17 protein-coding genes are annotated in these 20,107 nt (G+C 61.4%); 9 read left to right on the top strand and 8 right to left on the bottom strand.

What is annotated here, in order from left to right; all coding sequences use genetic code 11:
* Window positions 1-32: 32 nt before the first annotated feature.
* A complete protein-coding gene (locus ACIQY3_RS25890; RefSeq protein ID WP_038980472.1) occupies window positions 33-506 on the bottom strand; it encodes an Lrp/AsnC family transcriptional regulator in 474 nt (157 codons plus the stop codon).
* A 144-nt stretch (window positions 507-650) separates the two neighbouring features.
* Between ACIQY3_RS25890 and ACIQY3_RS25885 the strand changes: the two genes are divergently transcribed.
* On the top strand, window positions 651-1,280 hold the full coding sequence (locus tag ACIQY3_RS25885; protein WP_403025462.1) for a LysE family translocator: 630 nt from the start codon (window positions 651-653) through the stop codon (window positions 1,278-1,280).
* A 3-nt stretch (window positions 1,281-1,283) separates the two neighbouring features.
* Here the strand turns inward: ACIQY3_RS25885 and ACIQY3_RS25880 are convergent, their stop codons facing one another.
* The 7 genes from ACIQY3_RS25880 to ACIQY3_RS25850 all read right to left on the bottom strand — a co-directional run bounded on the left by ACIQY3_RS25880 (window position 1,284) and on the right by ACIQY3_RS25850 (window position 10,574).
* A complete protein-coding gene (locus ACIQY3_RS25880) occupies window positions 1,284-3,425 on the bottom strand; it encodes a hypothetical protein (protein WP_403025460.1) in 2,142 nt (713 codons plus the stop codon).
* Window positions 3,412-4,608, bottom strand: a complete 1,197-nt coding sequence (locus tag ACIQY3_RS25875) for a DUF3142 domain-containing protein (protein ID WP_403025457.1) — start codon at window positions 4,606-4,608, stop codon at window positions 3,412-3,414. Before ACIQY3_RS25875 ends, ACIQY3_RS25880 begins: the two co-directional genes overlap by 14 nt.
* 147 nt (window positions 4,609-4,755) lie before the next feature.
* Window positions 4,756-5,583 (bottom strand): class I SAM-dependent methyltransferase, encoded by an 828-nt coding sequence (locus ACIQY3_RS25870; protein ID WP_403025454.1) that lies wholly within the window; start codon window positions 5,581-5,583, stop codon window positions 4,756-4,758.
* Complete coding sequence (locus tag ACIQY3_RS25865) at window positions 5,577-6,731, bottom strand: acyltransferase family protein (RefSeq protein ID WP_403025451.1); 1,155 nt, start codon at window positions 6,729-6,731, stop codon at window positions 5,577-5,579. The genes ACIQY3_RS25870 and ACIQY3_RS25865 overlap by 7 nt, the downstream gene beginning before the upstream one ends.
* Complete coding sequence (locus tag ACIQY3_RS25860; RefSeq protein WP_403025448.1) at window positions 6,728-7,609, bottom strand: class I SAM-dependent methyltransferase; 882 nt, start codon at window positions 7,607-7,609, stop codon at window positions 6,728-6,730. The genes ACIQY3_RS25865 and ACIQY3_RS25860 overlap by 4 nt, the downstream gene beginning before the upstream one ends.
* Complete coding sequence (locus ACIQY3_RS25855; protein WP_403025445.1) at window positions 7,606-8,910, bottom strand: glycosyltransferase; 1,305 nt, start codon at window positions 8,908-8,910, stop codon at window positions 7,606-7,608. Before ACIQY3_RS25855 ends, ACIQY3_RS25860 begins: the two co-directional genes overlap by 4 nt.
* Window positions 8,904-10,574 carry a glycosyltransferase gene (locus tag ACIQY3_RS25850; protein WP_403025442.1) on the bottom strand — a complete coding sequence of 557 codons (1,671 nt, stop codon included), beginning with the start codon at window positions 10,572-10,574 and terminating at the stop codon, window positions 8,904-8,906. Before ACIQY3_RS25850 ends, ACIQY3_RS25855 begins: the two co-directional genes overlap by 7 nt.
* A gap of 428 nt (window positions 10,575-11,002) precedes the next feature.
* Here ACIQY3_RS25850 and ACIQY3_RS25845 point away from each other — a divergent pair, with 428 nt between their 5' ends.
* The 8 genes from ACIQY3_RS25845 to ACIQY3_RS25810 are packed head-to-tail and all read left to right on the top strand — an operon-like array spanning window position 11,003 to window position 20,027.
* Complete coding sequence (locus ACIQY3_RS25845) at window positions 11,003-11,917, top strand: GDP-mannose 4,6-dehydratase (RefSeq protein WP_403025439.1); 915 nt, start codon at window positions 11,003-11,005, stop codon at window positions 11,915-11,917.
* Entirely contained in the window at window positions 11,914-12,885 is a 972-nt protein-coding gene (gene gmd, locus ACIQY3_RS25840) for a GDP-mannose 4,6-dehydratase (RefSeq protein ID WP_403025436.1), read from the top strand. The genes ACIQY3_RS25845 and gmd overlap by 4 nt, the downstream gene beginning before the upstream one ends.
* Before the next feature lie 3 nt (window positions 12,886-12,888).
* Complete coding sequence (locus ACIQY3_RS25835) at window positions 12,889-14,331, top strand: mannose-1-phosphate guanylyltransferase/mannose-6-phosphate isomerase (RefSeq protein ID WP_403025433.1); 1,443 nt, start codon at window positions 12,889-12,891, stop codon at window positions 14,329-14,331.
* Window positions 14,332-15,129, top strand: a complete 798-nt coding sequence (locus tag ACIQY3_RS25830; RefSeq protein ID WP_403025430.1) for an ABC transporter permease — start codon at window positions 14,332-14,334, stop codon at window positions 15,127-15,129. It begins immediately after the preceding gene.
* Window positions 15,129-16,394 (top strand): ABC transporter ATP-binding protein, encoded by a 1,266-nt coding sequence (locus tag ACIQY3_RS25825; protein WP_403025427.1) that lies wholly within the window; start codon window positions 15,129-15,131, stop codon window positions 16,392-16,394. Before ACIQY3_RS25830 ends, ACIQY3_RS25825 begins: the two co-directional genes overlap by 1 nt.
* Window positions 16,391-17,782, top strand: a complete 1,392-nt coding sequence (locus ACIQY3_RS25820; RefSeq protein ID WP_403025425.1) for a glycosyltransferase family 4 protein — start codon at window positions 16,391-16,393, stop codon at window positions 17,780-17,782. Before ACIQY3_RS25825 ends, ACIQY3_RS25820 begins: the two co-directional genes overlap by 4 nt.
* Window positions 17,766-18,896 carry a glycosyltransferase family 4 protein gene (locus tag ACIQY3_RS25815; protein ID WP_403025422.1) on the top strand — a complete coding sequence of 377 codons (1,131 nt, stop codon included), beginning with the start codon at window positions 17,766-17,768 and terminating at the stop codon, window positions 18,894-18,896. Before ACIQY3_RS25820 ends, ACIQY3_RS25815 begins: the two co-directional genes overlap by 17 nt.
* Window positions 18,897-20,027, top strand: a complete 1,131-nt coding sequence (locus ACIQY3_RS25810) for a glycosyltransferase family 4 protein (RefSeq protein WP_403025420.1) — start codon at window positions 18,897-18,899, stop codon at window positions 20,025-20,027.
* The last annotated feature ends 80 nt before the right edge of the window (window positions 20,028-20,107 follow it).

Here is a 20,107-nt window from a genome sequence, read left to right as displayed (position 1 = left end):
AGCGGGCTTGCTCGCGAAGCAGGCGACTCGGTCTAAAGCGGCAAATGCTCCAAAGGCAACGCCCCCGGCGTTTTCACCGTGTGAATCGCAAAGTTGCTGCGGATATCACTCACCCCCGGCAACTTCAGCAATCGCCCGGTGAGAAACCGGTCATAGGCGCGCAAATCCGGCACCACCACTTGCAGCAGGAAATCCGATTCCCCGGACACCAGGAACGCCGAAATCACCTCGGGCAACGCCGTTACCGCCAGGCGAAATGCCTCGGCCTGTTCATCGTTATGGCGTTCAACCTTGACCCCGACAAACACCGTCAGCCCCAACCCCACTTCGTCCCGATCGAGGTTGGCCTGATAGCCGCGAATCACCCCCGCCTCTTCGAGCATCCGCACCCGACGCAAACATGGCGACGCCGACAGACCGATCTCATCGGCCAATTGCACATTGCTCAGGCGACCGTCCCGTTGCAGGGCGGCGAGAATCTTGCGGTCGTAGGCGTCCAGTTTCATGTTTGGCAGATCCTGATGGTGTACACGTCGTAACGTGGCAGGTTATGCCAATCTAGAAGGTTTTAGAAGTGAACTACGCAAGCACCTGCCCTGCCCTCCGAGCCTAGACTGCCCCTACCAAATCGACAACGAACGGGGTGCAACATGGCAGGACTCTGGCTGTTTTTCATGGCGCTGGCGGTGGTGTATCTGCTGCCCGGTCCGGACATGATCCTGCTGCTGCAAACCGGCGCCCGCCAGGGCAAAGGCGCGGCGCTGGCCACGGCGATAGGCCTGGGCATCGCCCGGGGTTGTCATGTGGCCTTGGCGGCGTTGGGGCTGGCGGCGTTGTTCAAGGCTGCACCCTGGACCTTCGATGTGGTGCGCCTGGCCGGGGCCGCTTACCTGTTGTGGGTCGGCATTCAGTGCCTGCGCACGACCATGCTGCCGAACCTGAATGGCACCGGCGCCACACTCGAAAAACCGCGCTGGCGCGAGTCGATCCAGCGCGGTTTGCTGACCAACCTGCTTAACCCCAAGGCGTTGTTGTTCTGCTCGGTATTGTTGCCGCAGTTCATCAATCCTCAGGCCGGGCCGGTGCTCGCACAGTTCGCCATCCTTGGCGTGGTACTGGTCGGTGTGGGTTTGCTGTTCGACAGTGCCTACGCACTGGTCGGCGCCGCGCTCGGCCGCTGGCTGCAACGCAGTCCGTCAGCCCAGCGCGTACAGCAATGGCTGTTCGGCAGCCTGTTGATCGGTTTCGCCCTGAGGCTGACCTTTGTTCAACAGGCGTGAGCCTTACGGCGTTTGACGACGGCGACGGCGATTGATCAGCAACAGGGCCGCCGCCACCACCAGCAACACGCCAGCAATTTGCAGCGCCCGTTTGTACGGTCGCAATGTCGAACGCAGGCTGTCCATGAACTGGGTCACGTAGCGTTTGTCGGTGTTCTGGAAGTCCGGCTCCTGGCATTGATGTCCGAAATCACCGGCCCAGACCACGTACGGGCCCTGCTCGACATACCGTTGATAAAACGCGCTTTGCTCCTCCAGGCTGGTGCCCCAGTTGGAAGCCTTGCACAGGACCGCCGCAAACGCCTGACTGCTGTGGGGCAGATGATCGGCGGCTTTGCTGGCCAGGGCCGTCGCGACATAACGGTAATGGAAACGCTCATCCGGTTTCGCCAGCGTGGCCTGCTGGCGCTGCACCTCGCCCTCGGCGATCAACGGGCCGCCCTTGAGTTCGGGAATTTCCAGGCTGTAATTGCCGCCGAAGGTCGCGTAATCCGGGGACATTTCGTAGCCCAACAGCTCCATGCCATCGTGACGGGCCGTGTTCGCAGCCCGGTAATAGGCAAACGCCCGGCTGGTCGGCCACCATTTGGATTCGGCCTCCTGACGCATCTGCCCGTAAAACTTCGCCTTCGCTTGCAGATCGGCGTTGTCGAAATAGCCCGTCGCCTCGTCGAAACGCTCTTCGCGCAACAACCGCCGCCCAAGCAAATCACGCAGCTTCGCCGCCACCGGCAACGGTACATAGTTGTCGCGATCCTGTTGAGTCAGCGGCGGTACCGCCGGGACTTGGGTGTCGACGTAATGCTTGAGCTCATCCACGGTCAGCACCCGCTCGGCGACCGTGGCCGCGTCGAGCCAGTACACGCCTTGGCTGCGATAGAGCTGATCGAAGGCTTGCAGGTAATCACCCCGCTCCAGAGCGAGAATCGCGCTTTCACCCTCGACCCGGCACTTGGGCTGAACAATTACGCCGTCAAAATCCCAGTCAGGCGTGGGCCGCTCGCCCCAGGATTCATTCTGCGGGAACGCCTGGGCCGCTTTCGCATAAGCCGCCGCGGCAGCGATTTTATCGCCCTCGCGCAGCGCCAGTTTGGCGCGTATCCACCAGGCCAGACCGCCGTCGCCCGCGTGTTCGACAAAGGCTTTGGCGCTGGCGTAGTCGCCCTGTTGATAATTCATCGCCGCTAGCCGATCGGCGTTATCCAGACTGCCGCGGGTGCTGTTTTGCAGCAGCGCGATAAGTTTTTTCTCGCCCGGCGGTTGTTCACCAAACGACCAGCCGACGCGGCTGAACAAAGAAGCCGTGACCAATTGCTGCACCGTTTTGCCCTCAAGCAGCGCGGCCAATTGATCGTCGGGCAGCGCCGTGAGTTCGGCCATCAACTGCTTGAGCGAGGAATAACCCACCGGCGAACCGTGGAGAGTTTGCGTGGCGTAGAGTTCGATCGCACGATTCCAGTCGCCCGCCGTACGAACCACCCGAGCTTCTTCACCGAGGCTGGCGACACCCAGTTCCAACGGGTCGCTGAAGCCGTCGATACTCAGTTGACGGGTCTGCTCGAAGGCTTTCTGCGACTGAGCCAACAGATCCGGCCCGGCGCCCGCCTCCGCGCTCATTTCATACAGCGCCCGACCCAATGAATACGCCGCCCAGGTGCTGCGCAACGGTCGTTGACTGGCCGGCAGCGCCAGGACTTTCTGGAAGTATTCAGCGGCGAGCTGATGATCCCCGGCGTTGAACGCCACGGCGCCCGCCAGGTACAGCCGCAGATCAACCGGCAGGCTCGCGCCCTGGATCTCCACCTGATGAGCATCGGTCAATGTGCGCAGTTGCTTGACCAGTGCTTGCTGCTCCGCGTTCAAACCCGCCTGTTCAGCTTTGTCCCGTTGGTCGGTGTAGGACGGCTCATCGCCGTAGCCGCTGCCCGGGGTATTGGTCGCCGCCGTGGCATTCTTCAACCCGGCGATGGCGTGCCCGAGGCGATTGACCTCGAAGCGGAAATTGCTTTCCGGCAGCTCCGAGAGTGACTGCGCCCGGTCATCGAGCAAACGCATCGGGAAATCCGGCCCGCAGGCCAGCGCCGAACCCAGTGGCAAACTGAGGCTCAGGCAGAGCAGATGGCGGGGCCAGTTACGGGTGAACATTCGAACCTCCTTGATCAATGTGTGTGCAACGAGCCCAACCGATGGCGCGCTGTCCGCCGGCCGGCATTCGACCGTCGCGCAGGCGGGTGAAGGTAAGCAGATCCGGGCTTTGTTGCAACGCATAACCGGCCAGGGCATCGGCGCCGTCACAACCTTGCACCGCCAGCGTCAGGCGTTCGGGCCAGGCGCTGTCGAGATTGCCCGGGTTGGTGATGGCGATGTCATAGAGGCCGTTTTGTTCGGAGAGTTGCAAACTCGGGTGACTGCTTAACGCATCACCGCGAGCCACGGCACCCAACGTCGTCAGGCTCCAGGCGCGGCGGTCGCCGGCCAACGGCAGGCGGAACCAGATCAGCCCGGCCAGATGGGCAGGCGGATTTTTGCGCAACTCGATGCCGAGCGTGCTCAATTGCTGTGGATCGGCGAGTAATTCCCGGCGCTTGCCGCCGCGCTCGATGCTCACTTCGCTTTCAACCACCGGCGCACCGCCCGTCTCTGGCAACAACGCCACGCCATAAGCCGGTAGCGCCAGATAGAAGGGTTTGGTTGTGATCCGGCTCCAGGCCTTGGCCCACTGCTTAGCCTGGTCCGCGTCAAACAAACCACGGCGCGGATCGCTGACCGCGTGCACCTGCAACACGCTGCTATCGACGGTCGTCAACAACCCCGGCAGTTCCGGACTGTCGAGCCAGGCCGGCAATGCGGTGATGCTTAAGGGCAAAGACGCCGGCAACGCGGCGCGCAGTTGCGTGAGAAACGTCCGATAAGCCGATAGTCGAGCGTTGCCGGCATCGTGATCGATTTCCACCCCGGCCAGGGTCAGGCCTTGGGTTTGCCAATCGCCGAGCAGTTGCTGGATCTGCGCAATGACCTCGTCCTGATCCAGCGTCTTGAGCTGGCCATCCAGACGAATCACCGCAATCAGCGGCCGCCCGTCGTGCTTGAGCAGCGCCGAATCAACCCGCGCCCGGCGCCAGCCGTCCTGGGGAAACGCCTGCAACGCCAGCACGCGCAAAGTCGAGAAATCGGCGCGGCTGTCCCGCAGCGCGGCTTCGTGGGCCGGGGTCCATTGGCGTTGCCAGACGTAGAGTTGTTGGTCGAGTGGTGGTGCGTCGGGTTGGTTGCAGCCGCTGAGCAGAGTCAACGCGGCAAACAGTGCCCACAGACGAAAAAAGAACGACATGACATCCCTGACCCTACAAACACAGGCCTACAGCGTACACAAAACCCTGTGGGAGCGGGCTTGCTCGCGAATGCGGTGTGTCAGGCAACATTTACGGTGACTGATTCTCCCTCTTCGCGAGCAAGCCCGCTCCCACAGTTAAATCCGCTAGGGCTTGCGGGCGATGATCACCTGACTTTTCGCCACCACCGCATCCAGCGATTGTTTGATCTGCGCGCCCCGTGGCGACTCCAGGATCGCCTGCCAGGTATCCGCCCAATGATTGAGCAGCGGATGGTCGGCGTTGCTGAAATCGACCTTGGCTTCCCAGAACAACAGCATCCACATCGACCAGTAGAACCCGTACTGGCTGTGGCTCAGCACTTCCAGGCCGGCCTCGCTGACCATCGCCTTGAACTGCTCTTCGCTGATGATACGAATGTGGTTGGGCTTCTGGAAGTACTCCGGTGCGGCGATGTCTTTTTGCAGCTCTTCAGAGCTGGGGTGCGGGACGCTGAGCAAATACAACGCCCCCGGCTTGCCGACCCGCACCAGTTCGGCGAGGAACTGCGCGGGATCGTCGACGTGCTCGATCACCTCGGTGGACACCACGCGGGTGGCGGTCCCATCGGCAATCGGCAGCGGATTGCAGTCGGTCACGTGGCATTCGACGTCCCGGGCCGGGGTATCGCCCAGGCGCTGACGGGTTGCTTCGACTTTTGCAGCATCGATGTCGGCAATGATGATCTTCGCCCCGCGCATGCCGCAGAAATGCACATTGCCGCCATCGCCGCAGCCGACGTCGAGCAAGGTGTCCTCGGCGGTGACCCGGAATCCGGTGAACAACTCGTCGGTTTGCTGGTTGAACCAGCCACTGAGCACCGCATCGCGCAGGCCGAGCATGTACGGATCAACCCTCTCGACAACCGGCGCTTCGAGTGGCGCGGGAGCAGGAGCAGGCGTGCCCGCCGTAAGTTTCTTCAAAAGGCTCAGCATGAGGTGGCTCCAGAGGACGGGACGGAGGTTCGGGACGTGCTCAGACGTTGCACCAGCGAGGCGCCGCGATTGCGCATGGGCATTTCAACGAAGCGGTAATTGAGCTCGCTCAACAGGGCGATCAACCCGGCCGCGATGAGGATCGTCAGGATCGGATGACCGGCCGGGCTCGGCAAACCGGCCGCCTGTAAACGGAAAATCATTTCACGCACCAGCAGATAGGCCGGGATGTGGATCAGGTAAATCCCATAGGAGCGACTGCCAATCCACACCATCAGGTTCTTCAGCAGACCCGCGGGCATCAGGTAATCACGGTTGTAGGACGCGACCCAGACCAGCACCGCACTGAGCACGGCAATCGCGCCGATCCGGTAGTGGGTAAACGTGAAACGATCGGTGGCCATCACACTCAGCGCCAGCGCTACGACCAACAACACCGACACTCCAGCCCACGGCCGCCGCAGGAAGGTCGGCTCCCAGCGCACATAACCCGGCCGCGCACTCCACATCGCCAGCAGGATGCCGAGGGCCAGTGCATCGGTGCGCACCACCATCAGGATCGGCGTGCGCAAGGTGAACAACTGCACCGCGACCAGCGCCAGCAAGGCCCAGACCAGATGCTTGCGGCAGATCAGAATCAGCAGCGGGAACAGCAGGTAGAACTGCTCCTCAAGCGACAGGCTCCAGTAGACGAAACTGGTGCCGTATTCGTAGCGATAGAAGCTATCAGCGAAACGGAAATTGGCAAATTGCGCGACCCCGGCCAATGTCGCCTGCAGGTTCGCGTGCAGCGTGCCGAACGCCCCGGATTGGTTAATAAACAGACAAGCCAGCAGCATCAACGCCAGCCACAGCCACGCCGACGGCAGCAATCGAAAGGCCCGGCGCAGCCAGAAGTTGCGGGTCTGCTGCCAGTATTCCTGGCGAGTGCTGCAACCCTGCAAGGCCGGGATCAGGCTGCGGGCAATGACGAAACCCGAGATCGCGAAAAACAGATCCACGCCCCACCACGGCTGCGCCCAGGCATGGATGCGTTCCAGCGACGGCACGATGTCGGTGAACAGGCTGCCTTGCAGGTGATGGAACAACACGCCGAGCACCGCAATGCCGCGCAGCAACTCGATGTCCATGATGCGTTTGCTGCTCATGCCCATCTCCCCGTCGCGTCATCGGCATTCAGCGGTTTGCGGGCGATGATCACCTGGCTCTTGGGCATGAACTGATCGAGCATCTGCTTGATCGCCAACCCATTGGGTTGCGCCAACAAGTCCTGCCAGGTTTTCGCCCAGCTCTCCATCAACGGCGGGTACGGCGCCTGGATCCGGTCGCGCACCGCGCCACTCAAATCGCGTCCGGCCGCCCGTTCGCTGGCCCAGAAAAAGATCATGCCCATGACCCAGAAGAACCCGGTGGCCTGGCGATGCTCAATCACCAGCCCGGCGTCTTCCACCATCGAGGCAAAACGTTCGGGGGTAAAAATCTGTACGTGATTGGGTGACTGAAAATAGCTGGCCGGCGCAATGCCCTTTTGCAAATGTTCACCCACCGGGGCTGGCACGCTCAACAGATACAACGCGCCGGGGCGGCCCATGCGCACCAGTTCGGCCATGAACGGCTCGGGCTGATCGATGTGTTCGAGCACTTCCATGCACACCACTTTGCTCGCACACCCGTCGGCCAGGGGCAGCGGCAGGCTGTTGCTCACCAGCCCAAGGTTTTGTTTATCCGACTGCGCGTCTACTTGCCGGGCCAGGTCGCGGACCTTGTCGTGTTCGCTATCGGTGAAGATCACCGATGCGCCCTGGCGCACCGCAAACAAGGTCGCCACGCCTTCACCACAACCGACGTCCAGCAAAGTGTCGTCCGCCGTGATGGCAAAGCCCTTGAGCAGTTCGCCGGTGTCGTTCAAAAACCAGCCGTCGATGATCGCGTCATGCAAGCCGACGTCCCGTGGCGACACACTGGCGATCGGGACAGGTGCCGGCAGCGGCGCCGGCCAGAGTCGTGCGAGCAAGCGCCGGATCATGCGCGCGAGGCTTCCGCCGACAGCGCCTTGGCACGCTCCAGCCGCTGTTCGAAAAACGTCCGCAAACGCTTTTCGGTGCTGGCCTGGCTGCAAAACCGTTCCAGGCTGCGCACCGCGTGGGCCGACATCCGGGCATAACGCTCGGTATCGGTTTTCGCCACGTCATAACTGACGCGATAGGCCGTGCACAACGAATCCCAATCGGTCACGTAGCGCAGCGTGCGGTACGCCGCGCGAGGATCGTGGGGCCACGCCGTCAGCTCATCGGTGGAATCGACGATGAACGCGTTGTCGCTGTCGACGTAGTCGGCCATTGCCGTGTTCAGCGGCGCGATCGCCGGTTTGCCGCAGGACATGAACTCCATCAGCGGCAGGCATTGCCCTTCGCCGAACGAGCTGTTCACCACGTAACTGGTGGCCTCGACCAGCCTTTCGTAATCCACATCGGCCAGATAACCGTGGATCAGTACGATCCGGCACTGGTACGACTGGTTCTTGTAGAGGTGGTGCAGCATGTCGTTCAGCGCGTTGGCGATGTCATGGTGGGTGAGTTTCAGCACCAGCGTTGCATCGGGCGAGTCGCGGAACGTGGTGCAGAATGCGCTGAGCATGTCCTGCCAGTTCTTGCGCCCGTCGTAAGGGTTGAAGACCGAGGTGTAGACCACGCCTTCCAGCTGCAACTGACAGTCCCGGGGCGGACCGTCGAACGAGAGCGGTGTGCCTTCGCGCAACGCGGGCGGGCCGTAAGGGCGCAGATCCGTGGTGCGGCTGTCGATCAACAAGCCGCGCAGGTTCAGTTGCACCGGCTCCACCACCGCACGCTTGGTCAGTTGCTCGCCCCGTGCGGCAAAGCGGTCCCACACCGGCGCGGGAATGGCGCAGATCGGATAGTCAGGGCCCATCACATCGCGCACCGCATTTACGGTGTACGTCGAATGGGTAATCGCCATGCCGCACGCCTCCAACACCAGGCGCCAGTCGTGGCGGGGTTCGCCCTGCCAGCTCTCGGTGGGGATGGTGCTGAATTCCCAGGCGAATAGCGGGAGGGTCGGGCAGGCGTAATGAATCGGCGTGCGATGGGGCGGCGAGAACGACAGGAAAATGCAGTCTTCGCCACGGCTCAGGCAATCGAAATACAGGCGATCCACCAGTTCGTCGGGGTTGCTGACTTCGATGACTTGCCCCAGTCGCTCCAGCACCGGGCGGAATTCCTTGAGCACGAAGTAATAGCTGTACTCCGGCCGTCCCAGGTTCTGCTGGATGTTGCTCTTGTTGGTTTCCGAATGAATGATGATCAGCATGATGCAGTCCCCGCCTCGGCTGTCCGTGGCGTGGCTTCAATGCTCGGCGTCAGCCCGAAAAATTGAGACAAGCGCTGCTGCACCGGGGCAAAACCGCAGTAATCGCGCATGCGTTCATTCGCGGCAGTGGCCATGGCCTGGTAGTCCTGTGGACGATTTTTAGCCATCGCGTAGCTGTCCTCATAAGCCGCTTTCAATGAGCCCCAGTCCGGTCGATGGCGCAGGGTCCGATAGAGGATGCGCGCATCTTCCGGCCAGATTGTCGGCTCATGGCTGGACTTGACGATAAACCCGACCCGCTCATCGATGTAGTCGCCCATCGCCGTGTGGTTCGGTGCAATCACCGGCCGGGCGCAGGACATGAACTCCATCAACGGCAGGCACAAGCCTTCGCAGCGGGACGCGTTGACGTAGAAACTCGCCGCGCCGTAGAGCCTGGCGAATTCTTCGTCCTCCAGATAACCATGCATGACCACCACTCGACAGGCGAATGGCGAGAGTTGCGACAGCAAGGTGATCAAGTGCACGTAGTAGGTCGACAAGTCGTTCTGGGTGATCTTCAGCACCAGCGTGGCGTCTTCGGCATCACGTAGGGCCCAGCAGAACGCGGTGATCAGGTGATGCCAGTTCTTGCGCCCGTCTTCAGGGTTGAACACGCTCACATACACCACGCCGCTGACCTCGATCTCGACCCGTTCGCTGGTGTCGGGCAGCAAGGCTTGCGGGTGCTCGGCCTGCTCCATTGCTTCGCTGACGGTGGTCGCCAGCGGCAGTGGCTCGGGCACTGGTTGCGGTTCTGGCAATGACTCTGGCGCTGGCGTACGCAAGCGGAAAAGCTGTTTGCGGACCGCGACCGGCACCAGGTCACGAACGGCTTCGCGATACCACAGCAACAGGTTGTGCTTGAGCAAAAACAGCGGCGAATGCTCGGACTCAGTCGTCACCGCCCGGTAGCCTTCACGCAGGTAATGCTTGGTGATGAAGGCACGGCGGCGCAGGGTCAGCGGCGGTGGCGCCACGGGTTCCGGCTCGGGCTCGGGTTCCGGTTCTTCAACACTCAAGCCGCGGGCTTCCAGTTCCTGCTCGTTGAAGATCGGCGCGATCAAGCCATCGGCTGACAGGCCCATCGGACGGCTGTCGATGATGCAACCCTTGATCTGCAAGACTGTGCCCGAATTGACCGGTGTACTCGGATACTGCTCACGTACGTCGGCGAAGCGTTCCCACAACGGCGTAGGCAATACCAGCACCGGGAAGTCTTCGCCCAGGGTACGGCGGATGGCCTGGGCGGTGTGGCTGGACAAAGTAATCACCCGGCCATGACGCGCCAGGGTCTGGCTCCAGTCGTGTCGCGGATCGTCATCCCAATGCTCGGACGGGATCGAGTCATACTCCCAGGCAATCACGCACACCATCGGGCATTGCAGGTCGATCGGGGTTTTATGCGGTGGGGAGAACGAGAGGAACAGGCATTCCTGCCCAGTCTGTTGCAGTTGCCGATACAGCGGGTCGACTTCGGCGGCCGACGCCACCACATGTACCCGCCCAAGGCTTTCGAGCACCGGGCGATAGGCCTTGAGCACGAAGTAGTAACTGTATTCGGGACGACCGAGGCTCTGGCTGATGGAGCTGTCGTTGACGTCCGAGTAAAGAATGAAATTCATGGCATCCCACGATGAAACCGCCGTCCCGGCAGCCCCACTCTATGACGGCAAAGCCACGGATCGAGTCGGCGTTTGCCGGTCGTCGTCCATCGTCTTCTTGCCCGTCTACGTTCTTGTTTTAATGGTCAGCTTCGCGGGGTCAGGGAGCGTCCCGGGCGAACACTGGATAATCGTGACGAGGGGCATTCTAAACACATCCGTCGAGGATTCGTGAACCGCCCAGCGAGAAAAATCGGGCTACGCTAACGAGAACTGACCAGTCACGGTTGGACCTGTTGAAATTGCCGAGCAATTGGCACAGATTGGCTACCAAACAACTACAACAAAACATTTCGCCTGTCTTTCGGCCAAGAAATCTTACCGGTCCGTCAGACATCTCCGTAAAGCCTGTGGGGAACGGACGAAATGCATGACCAAGGGGTCGCTGTTTGAAAAAGCGTCTGTTCGTTACGGGTCTGAGTGGATTCGTAGGACAACACATCCAATCACGTCTGAAGTCTGATGCCTTGGAATGGGAGCTACTGCCTGTCCCTTCCCGGTATGACCTCGGCCACCCGGACAGCCTCGAAGGCCTGTGGCCCGAGTTGCCCGACGCGGTCATTCACCTGGCCGGCCAGACCTTCGTTCCCGAAGCGTTCCGTGATCCGGCCCGCACGTTGAACATCAACCTGCTCGGCACCCTGAACCTGCTGCAAGCCCTCAAGGCGCGCGGTTTCAAGGGCACCTTCCTGTACGTCAGCTCCGGCGACGTCTATGGCCAGGTCAGCGAAGCCCAGTTACCAATTACCGAACTCCAGCCACCCTGCCCGCGCAACCCGTATGCCGTGAGCAAACTGTCGGCGGAATTCCTCAGCCTGCAATGGGGCTTGAGCGAGGGCTGGCCGGTGTTGGTGGCGCGGCCGTTCAACCACATCGGCACCGGGCAGAAAGACAGCTTCGTCATCGCCAGCGCCGCACGGCAAATCAACCGGATCAAACAAGGCCTGCAGGCGCCCCGACTGGAAGTCGGCGACATCGACGTCACCCGCGACTTCCTCGATGTCGGCGATGTGATCTCGGCTTACCTGGCGCTGCTGGAAAAAGGCACGCCGGGGCAGGTCTACAACATTTGCTCGGGGCGCGAGCAAAGCATCCGCAACCTGATCGAACAACTGGGGGACATTGCCCAGGTCGACATGCAATTGATTCAGGACCCCGCACGCCTTCGCCGCGCCGATCAGCGCCGGGTGTGCGGCAGCCATGCCAAGCTTGCCCAGGCCACCGGGTGGACGCCTGAAATCACAACACAACAATCCCTGCGGGCGATCCTGTCCGACTGGGAGAAGCGAGTGAAAGAAGAATGACAAAAAGTGCACTGATCACAGGGATCACCGGCCAGGATGGCGCCTATCTGGCCAAACTGTTGCTCGACAAGGGTTACAAGGTCCACGGCCTGGTGGCCCGGCGCAGCAGCGATTCACGCTGGCGCCTGCGCGAGATGGGTGTCGAGGGTGACATCGTGTACCTGGACGGCGACATGGCCGACGCCTGCTCGGTGCAGCGCGCGGTGATCAAGTCGGCGCCGGACGAGGTCTACAACCTGGCGGCGCAAAGCTTTGTCGCCGCCTCCTGGGATCAACCGGTGACCACCGGCATCGTTGACGGCTTGGGGGTGACTCACCTGCTCGAAGCGATCCGCCAGTTCAGCCCGCACACGCGTTTCTATCAGGCGTCCACCAGCGAAATGTTTGGCCTGATCCAGGCCGAGCAGCAGGACGAGAACACCCCGTTCTACCCGCGCAGCCCTTATGGCGTGGCCAAGCTCTACGGTCACTGGATCACCGTGAATTACCGCGAAAGCTTCAACCTGCACGCCAACAGCGGGATCCTGTTCAACCACGAATCACCGCTGCGCGGCATCGAGTTCGTGACCCGCAAGGTCACCGACGCCGCCGCCCGCATCAAGCAAGGCAAACAGGATGAACTGCGCTTGGGCAACATCGACACCAAGCGCGACTGGGGTTTTGCCGGCGACTACGTCGAAGCCATGTGGCTGATGCTGCAACAGGACAAACCCGACGACTACGTGGTCGCCACCGGCGTGACCACCACCGTGCGCGAAATGTGCCGCATCGCCTTCGATCACATCGGCCTGAACTACCGCGACTACGTGAAGATCGACCCGGCATTCTTCCGCCCGGCCGAAGTCGACGTACTGCTCGGCAACCCGGCCAAGGCCCAGCGTGTGCTGGGCTGGAAGCCAAAAACCGATCTGGATACCTTGATCCGCATGATGATGGATGCGGACATGAAACGCGTCGCCAAGGAGTAGGCCATGCTGATTCCTGTGATCCTCTCCGGCGGTGCCGGGACCCGTTTGTGGCCGGTGTCTCGCGAAGGGCACCCCAAGCCGTTCATGACATTGCCCGACGGCCAGTCGCTGCTGGGCAAGACCTATCGACGCGCGGCGGGTTTGCTCGATGGTTGGGGCGACATCGTCACCGTGACCAACCGCGAGTATTACTTCCAGAGCAAGGATCACTACCACGACGCGCAGATGGCCCGTCATCGCGGGCACTTCCTGCTGGAGCCGACGGGCCGCAACACCGCCCCGGCCATTGCGGCGGCGGCGCTGTCGCTGCAAGCCCTGCACGGTGACGAGGCGATCATGGTGGTCATGCCCGCCGATCACCTGATCGTCAATGTCGACGCGTTGCAAAGTGCGGTCGAGCACGCCGTGACGCTGGCCAAGAGCGGTCACCTGGTGACGTTCGGCGTGGTGCCGACGGCGCCGGAAACCGGCTTCGGCTACATCGAGACTGGCGCTCCGCTGGATGACAAAGGTGCGGCCAAGGTCCAGCGTTTCGTCGAAAAACCCGACTTGCAAACCGCGACCCATTACCTGGAAAGCGGCAACTTCCTGTGGAATTCGGGGATGTTCTGTTTCTCGGTGGCCACGCTGCTGGATGAGTTGCAGGTTCACGCCCCGGAGTTGCTGGAACAGACCCGCGCCTGCATGGCCGAGAGTGCGCCCGTGGAAACCGGCGGTTGCCTGCAACAGGAATTGTCGCCGACGCTGTTTGCCGAGATCACCGACATCTCCATCGACTACGCCTTGATGGAGCGCTCGGACAAAGTGGTGGTGGTGCCCGCCGGTTTCGACTGGAGCGACATCGGTTCATGGGGGGCGCTGGCCGCGCTGATACCGCCGGATGCGCAAAACAATCGCGCCAGCGGCGATGCGATCTTTGTCGACAGCCACAACAACTTCGTCCAGAGCGAAGGCCGGCTGGTGGCTGCGGTGGGTGTGGATAACCTGATCATCGTCGACACCGCCGACGCGGTGTTGGTGGCCCACGCCGACCGCGCCCAGGATGTGCGCCGGGTGGCCAAGCAGCTCAAGGACAAAAAGCACGAAGCCTATCGCCTGCACCGCACCGTCAGCCGGCCATGGGGCACCTACACCGTGCTCGAGGAAGGCACGCGCTTCAAGATCAAGCGCATCGTGGTCAAGCCGGGCGGCAAGTTGTCGTTGCAAATGCACCACCACCGCAACGAACACTGGGTCGTGGTCGAAGGCATGGCCAAGGTCACCAACAATGGCACCGGCACCCACCTTGTGGCCAAGAACGAGTCCACCTTCATTGCCGCCGGACATAAGCATCGCCTGGAAAACCCGGGGGTCATCGACCTGGTGATCATCGAAGTGCAAAGCGGCGAATACCTGGGAGAGGACGATATCGTCCGCTTCGAAGATCACTACGGCAGGACGGTTTGAATGCTGCTTAATCTGTACCGCTCGCTGTGGAATTACCGCGGTTTCATCCTCGGTAGCGTCAAGCGAGAGTTTCAGGCGCGTTATCGCAATTCGCTGTTCGGTGCCCTGTGGACCGTGCTCAATCCGCTGTCGATGATCGTCGTGTACACGGTGATCTTTTCCCAGATCATGCGCGCCCGCTTGCCGGGCGTGGACGATGGCCTGGCCTACAGCGTTTACCTGTGCGCCGGCCTGCTGACCTGGGGCCTGTTCTCGGAAATCACCACCCGCAGCCAGAGCATGTTTCTGGAAAACGCCAACCTGCTGAAGAAAATCAGCTTCCCGCGCATCTGCCTGCCGGTGATCACCCTGCTCAATGCCGGTATCAACTTCGGGATCATCCTGGGCCTGTTTTTCGGCTTCCTGCTGATCAGCGGACGCTTGCCGGGCATGGCCCTGCTGGCGCTGATTCCGCTGCTGATCCTGCAAGTGATCTTTGCCGCCGGGCTGGGGATGATCCTCGGCATTCTCAATGTGTTCTTTCGCGATGTCGGGCAGTTTTTCGGCATCCTCCTGCAATTCTGGTTCTGGCTGACGCCGATCGTGTATCCCGTCTCGATCCTGCCGCCAGGCATCCAGCACCTGATCGGGCTCAACCCGATGACCGCGCTGATGACCAGCTACCAGAACGTCTTCCTCTACAACCAATGGCCAAACTGGCAGTCACTCATCCCGTTGCTGGTGATCGGGCTGCTGTTCTGCGGCCTGGCGCTGCGGATGTTCCGTCAGCGCGTCGGTGAAATGGTGGACGAACTCTGATGGGGCATATACGCGTCAGTGGCCTGGGCAAGGCCTACAAACAATACCCGAATCGCTGGAGCCGCCTGTTCGAATGGCTGGTGCCGTTTTCCGGCACCCGTCATCACTTGCACTGGATCCTGCAAGGCGTCGATTTCGAGATCCAGCCCGGTGAAGCCGTGGGCATTGTCGGTGTCAACGGCGCGGGCAAAAGCACGCTGCTGAAGATGATCACCGGCACCACCCAGCCAACCTGCGGGCAGATTCAACTGCAAGGTCGAGTCGCCGCGTTGCTGGAACTGGGCATGGGTTTTCACCCGGACTTCACCGGGCGGCAGAACGCTTTCATGGCTGGCCAGTTGCTGGGCATGCAGCTTGAAGAGATCGAAGCGTTGATGCCGGAAATCGAAAGCTTTGCCGAAATCGGCGAAGCCATCGACCACCCGGTGCGCACCTATTCCAGCGGCATGCAGATGCGCCTGGCGTTCAGCGTTGCCACGGCGCGGCGCCCGGACATCCTGATCGTCGATGAAGCGCTGTCGGTGGGCGACGCCTACTTCCAGCACAAAAGCTTCGACCGCATCCGCAACTTCCGCAAGGCCGGCACCACCCTGCTGATCGTGTCCCATGACCGCTCGGCGATTCAGTCGATCTGCGACACCGCGATCCTGCTGGAAGGCGGACGCATGGCGATGCGCGGCAAACCCGAAGAAGTCATGGACTATTACAACGCCATGCTCGCCCAGCGCGAAGGCCAGACGGTGCGCCAGGAAATGCTCGCCAACGGCCAGGTGCAAACCATTTCCGGCACTGGCGAGGCGGGAATTGTCAGTGTGCGCCTGCTCGACGCCCAGGGGCGCTCCGTCGAAGTCGCAGAAGTGGGCCAGCCGATGGTGCTGGAAGTGCAGACCGAGGTTCGCCAAGACATCGAACGACTGATCCTGGGCTTCATGATCAAGGATCGGCTGGGCCAGGCGATTTACGGGATCAACACCCATCGCCTGGACAAAGCCATCACCGACCTCAGTGCCGGTGAACGGGTGACCTTTCGCTTTGCCTTCGACATGCGCCTGGGCAAGGGCAATTATTCGATCGCCTTGAGCCTGTCGCGCCTGGACTCACACCTGGATCGCAACTTCGAATGGCGCGACTACGGCCTGGTGTTCCACGTGATCAACAATCGTCAGGAAGACTTCGTCGGCTGCTCGTGGCTGGAGGCACAGACCAGCATCAGCCGTTCCAGCGAAACCGTTGTGCAAACGGCAGACCCGGAGGTGTCGCGATGACCCGATTGTTGGTGGAATGCACCTACGTCTACGAACATCCAAACGCCAACTCGGGCATTCAGCGAGTCGTGCGCAATGTTATTCAACAACTGCCGGCGGCCGACGCAACCCGCGAATGCATTCCCGTAGTGATGCTCAACGGCGCGCTCTATCAGGTGAAAAGCCTGGCGCCGTTGAAAACACCGAACGTCAATCTGACGAGCCTGCGGGTGAAGCTGGAACAGTGGGCCAACCTGTTCTGGCTGCGCCACCGCACGCTAGAACGGCGCCGTCCGTTCAGTCAGTCACTGTTCGCCCGGCGGGTGCTGTACGTCGGTTGTCGCCTCTTCGCGTTTGCCTGCCTGAGTCTGCCGATGCGCCTGCTGGACCGGGCACTCAAGGGCAAGCCAGTGCCTGAGCGCTGCGTGCCGTTGCAGCATCGCGCCGGTGATCAACTGGTGCTGCTCGACTCCTCGTGGCACGCCAACTTTTTCCCTCTGGCCGAGCAACTCAAACGTGATGGTGTTGGCATCGTGTCGGTGATCTACGATTTGATCCCGCTGACCCACCCGCAATTTTGCGACGCCGGGCTGGTCAAGGTGTTCAACGACTGGTTCGACTGGATCGCCCGCACCGCCGATGGTTATGTGGCGATCTCCACCACCATCCGCGACCAGGTGCGCGAAGAAATGCTGCGCCGCGTCGGTGCGCAACAGGTGCAGCAGCGCTGGTTCGACTATTTCCACCTCGGTTCCGAACTCGACTTGAGCGATGCCGGTTCCGAAGTCGATCGCGGCTTGCTGCAGATGTTCAAGGCACCGGAACCGGTGTTCCTGATGGTCAGCACCATCGAGCCGCGAAAAAATCACGCCTACCTGCTCGACGCCTTCGAACGCGCCTGGGCCGCCGGGTCCAAGGCCAGGTTGTGCATTGCCGGGAAGATTGGCTGGAAGTGTGACGCGTTGGTCGAGCGCATCCGCCAGCATCCCGAGCTGAACCGCCGCTTGTTAATGTTCAACTCGCTCTCGGACAAGAGCCTGGAACACGCCTACTCCCACGCCACGGCGCTGGTGTTCCCGTCCTACGTCGAAGGCTTCGGGCTGCCGCTGGTGGAAGCCATGCAACGCGGTCTGCCGGCAATGGGCAGTGATATTCCGGTGTTCCGGGAAATCGGTGGCGACTACATGGCGTATTTCGACCTGGAAAACCCGCAGAGCCTGACCGACCTGGTGACCAACATGGAGCGCACCGGGGTGTTTCCGGCACCGCTGGCCCTGGAGCATTGGCGCTGGCTGAGCTGGCGCGAGGCGAGTGCGCAATTGGTGGAGCGGATCGAGCGCAACCTGATCCGCCCGGTGTCGGTGCCTGAAAATCCTGAGCCTGAGAGTCAGCATGCGAATTGCCCTTAACGCGCGGATTCTCCAGGCACCGCGTACCGGCATCGGCCATTACGTCGCAGAACTGGTGGGCGCCCTCGCCTGCGAACCGGACGTCGAGCTGTCGCTGTTCCACGGCTGGGGCTGGAGCACTTCGCTGCCCGAAGCAGCGATGCCCGGCTACTCGCGACTGACGCCGCTGTTGCGACAAATTCCCGGGGCCTACCAGGCACGGCGCTGGCTGGCGCAGAAACGCTTCGATCAGGGCCGCTCCCAGGCCATCGACCTTTATCACGAACCGAGTTTGTGGCCGCTGTCGTTCGACGGCCCGACGATTATGACCCTGCATGATCTGACGCACCTGCATTACCCCGAGACGCAACCGCCGGCCCGCTTGCGCGAAATCGAGCGGCGACTGGCCGACGGCGTGCAGCAGGCGCGGCTGATTCTCACCGACTCGCAGTTTATTGCCGACGAGGCCCAGGATTATTTCGCCCTGCCCGCCGAACGTTTCATCGTCGCGCCGCTGGGCGTTGCGGCACGGTTCCATCCCCGTGAAGCGGCGGAGATCGACACAGTCCTCAAGGCCCATGGGGTCGAGGCGCGGGAATATTTCCTCTGCGTCGGCACCCTGGAGCCGCGCAAGAACCTGTCACTGGCCCTGCGCGCTCACGCCTCGCTGCCAGAGGCACAGCGCCAACAATTTCCGCTGTTGATCGTCGGCATGGCCGGCTGGCAACGCGAGCAATTCAGCGAGGAACTGCGTCAATCTCTGGCCGCCGGTCATGTGTGTTTGCTGGGTTACCTGCCTGACGAGCAGGTGGCGCAACTGTTGGCAGGAGCCCGGGCGCTGATTTTTCCATCGATCTACGAAGGCTTCGGCCTCCCGGTCCTGGAAGCCATGGCCAGCGGCACGCCGGTGATCCTGGTGCGGCAATCGGCAATGCCGGAGGTGGCCGGCGCGGCGGGCAACTACATTGAAGCGGACGATCCTGAAGGTTTGCGCGAGGCCATGAGCCGACTGATCGACGATAAAACGCATTGGCAGGCATGCCGAGAAGCGGGACTACAACAAGCGAAGCTTTTTTCCTGGGAGCGTTGCGCGAAGATCACAGCCCGCGCCTACCGCCAGGCTTTGGGAGGTTGAATGCGAGTTCTTCATTTTTACAAAACGTCTCTACCCGACACCGTCGGCGGGATCGAACAAGTGATCTTCCAATTGTGCGAAAGCTGCGCCCAGCAAGGCATAGAGGGCCAAGTGCTGTCCCTGAGCAGCGATCCGACACCGCCCGTGGTGCAAGTCGGACAGCATGAAGTCCATCGGGCCAAACTCGATCTTCAGTTCGCCTCCACGGGTTTTTCCCTGAGCGTCTTCAAAAAGTTTCGCGAGTTGGCGGCCGAAGCTGACGTGGTCAACTATCACTTCCCCTGGCCGTTCATGGATGTGGTGCACTTCGCCAGCGGGATGCGCAAACCCAGTGTCGTGACTTACCACTCGGACATCATTCGCCAGAAAACACTGCTCAAACTCTACCGGCCATTGATGAACCGCTTCCTTGCCAGCGCTGACCGGATTGTTGCGGCGTCGCCGAATTACCTGCATACCAGCGATGTGCTGCAGCAGTTTCAGGACAAGACCCGCGTCATTCCCTATGGCTTGAACAAGGCCGGTTATCCACAACCCGACAACGAGCGCATGGCCCAGTGGCGGCAGAAGCTTGGGGATAAGTTTTTCCTGTTCGTGGGGGTGATGCGCTACTACAAAGGCTTGCACATCCTGCTCGACGCCATGAAAGACCTGGATTACCCGGTGGTGATCGTTGGCGCCGGCCCGAAGGAGCTCGAACTGCATGCCCAGGCCAAGGCCTTGGGCCTGCGCAATATTCACTTCCTCGGGCGCCTCGGGGACGAAGACAAAGTGGCGTTGCTGCAATTGAGCTACGCCATCGTGTTCCCGTCCCACCTGCGTTCCGAAGCGTTCGGCATTTCACTGCTGGAAGGCGCGATGTATGGCAAACCGATGATCTCCAGCGAGATCGGCACCGGCACCAGCTACATCAACATCCACAACGAAACCGGGCTGGTGGTGCCACCGAGTAATCCACAGGCATTCCGCGAGGCGATGCGCACCCTTTGGGAAAACCCGGTTCGCGCGGCGGCAATGGGGGTGAAGGCGGAAGCGCGGTATCGGCAGTTGTTTACCGCCGATGACATGGGTCGCAAGTGGACGGCGTTGTATCAGGAATTGCTGGAAGAAAAATCCCTGTCCTATGCCTGATGGCGGTGGGAATGAACTCCGCTTTAAAGACATCCCCAATCCCCTGTGGGAGCGGGCTTGCTCGCGAATGCGGTTTGTCA

This window comes from Pseudomonas sp. NPDC096950 (genome assembly GCF_044762525.1).
Classification (GTDB): domain Bacteria; phylum Pseudomonadota; class Gammaproteobacteria; order Pseudomonadales; family Pseudomonadaceae; genus Aquipseudomonas.
Note: the sequence above shows the minus strand (reverse complement) of the source record. Positions and strands in the feature narration are given on the sequence as shown.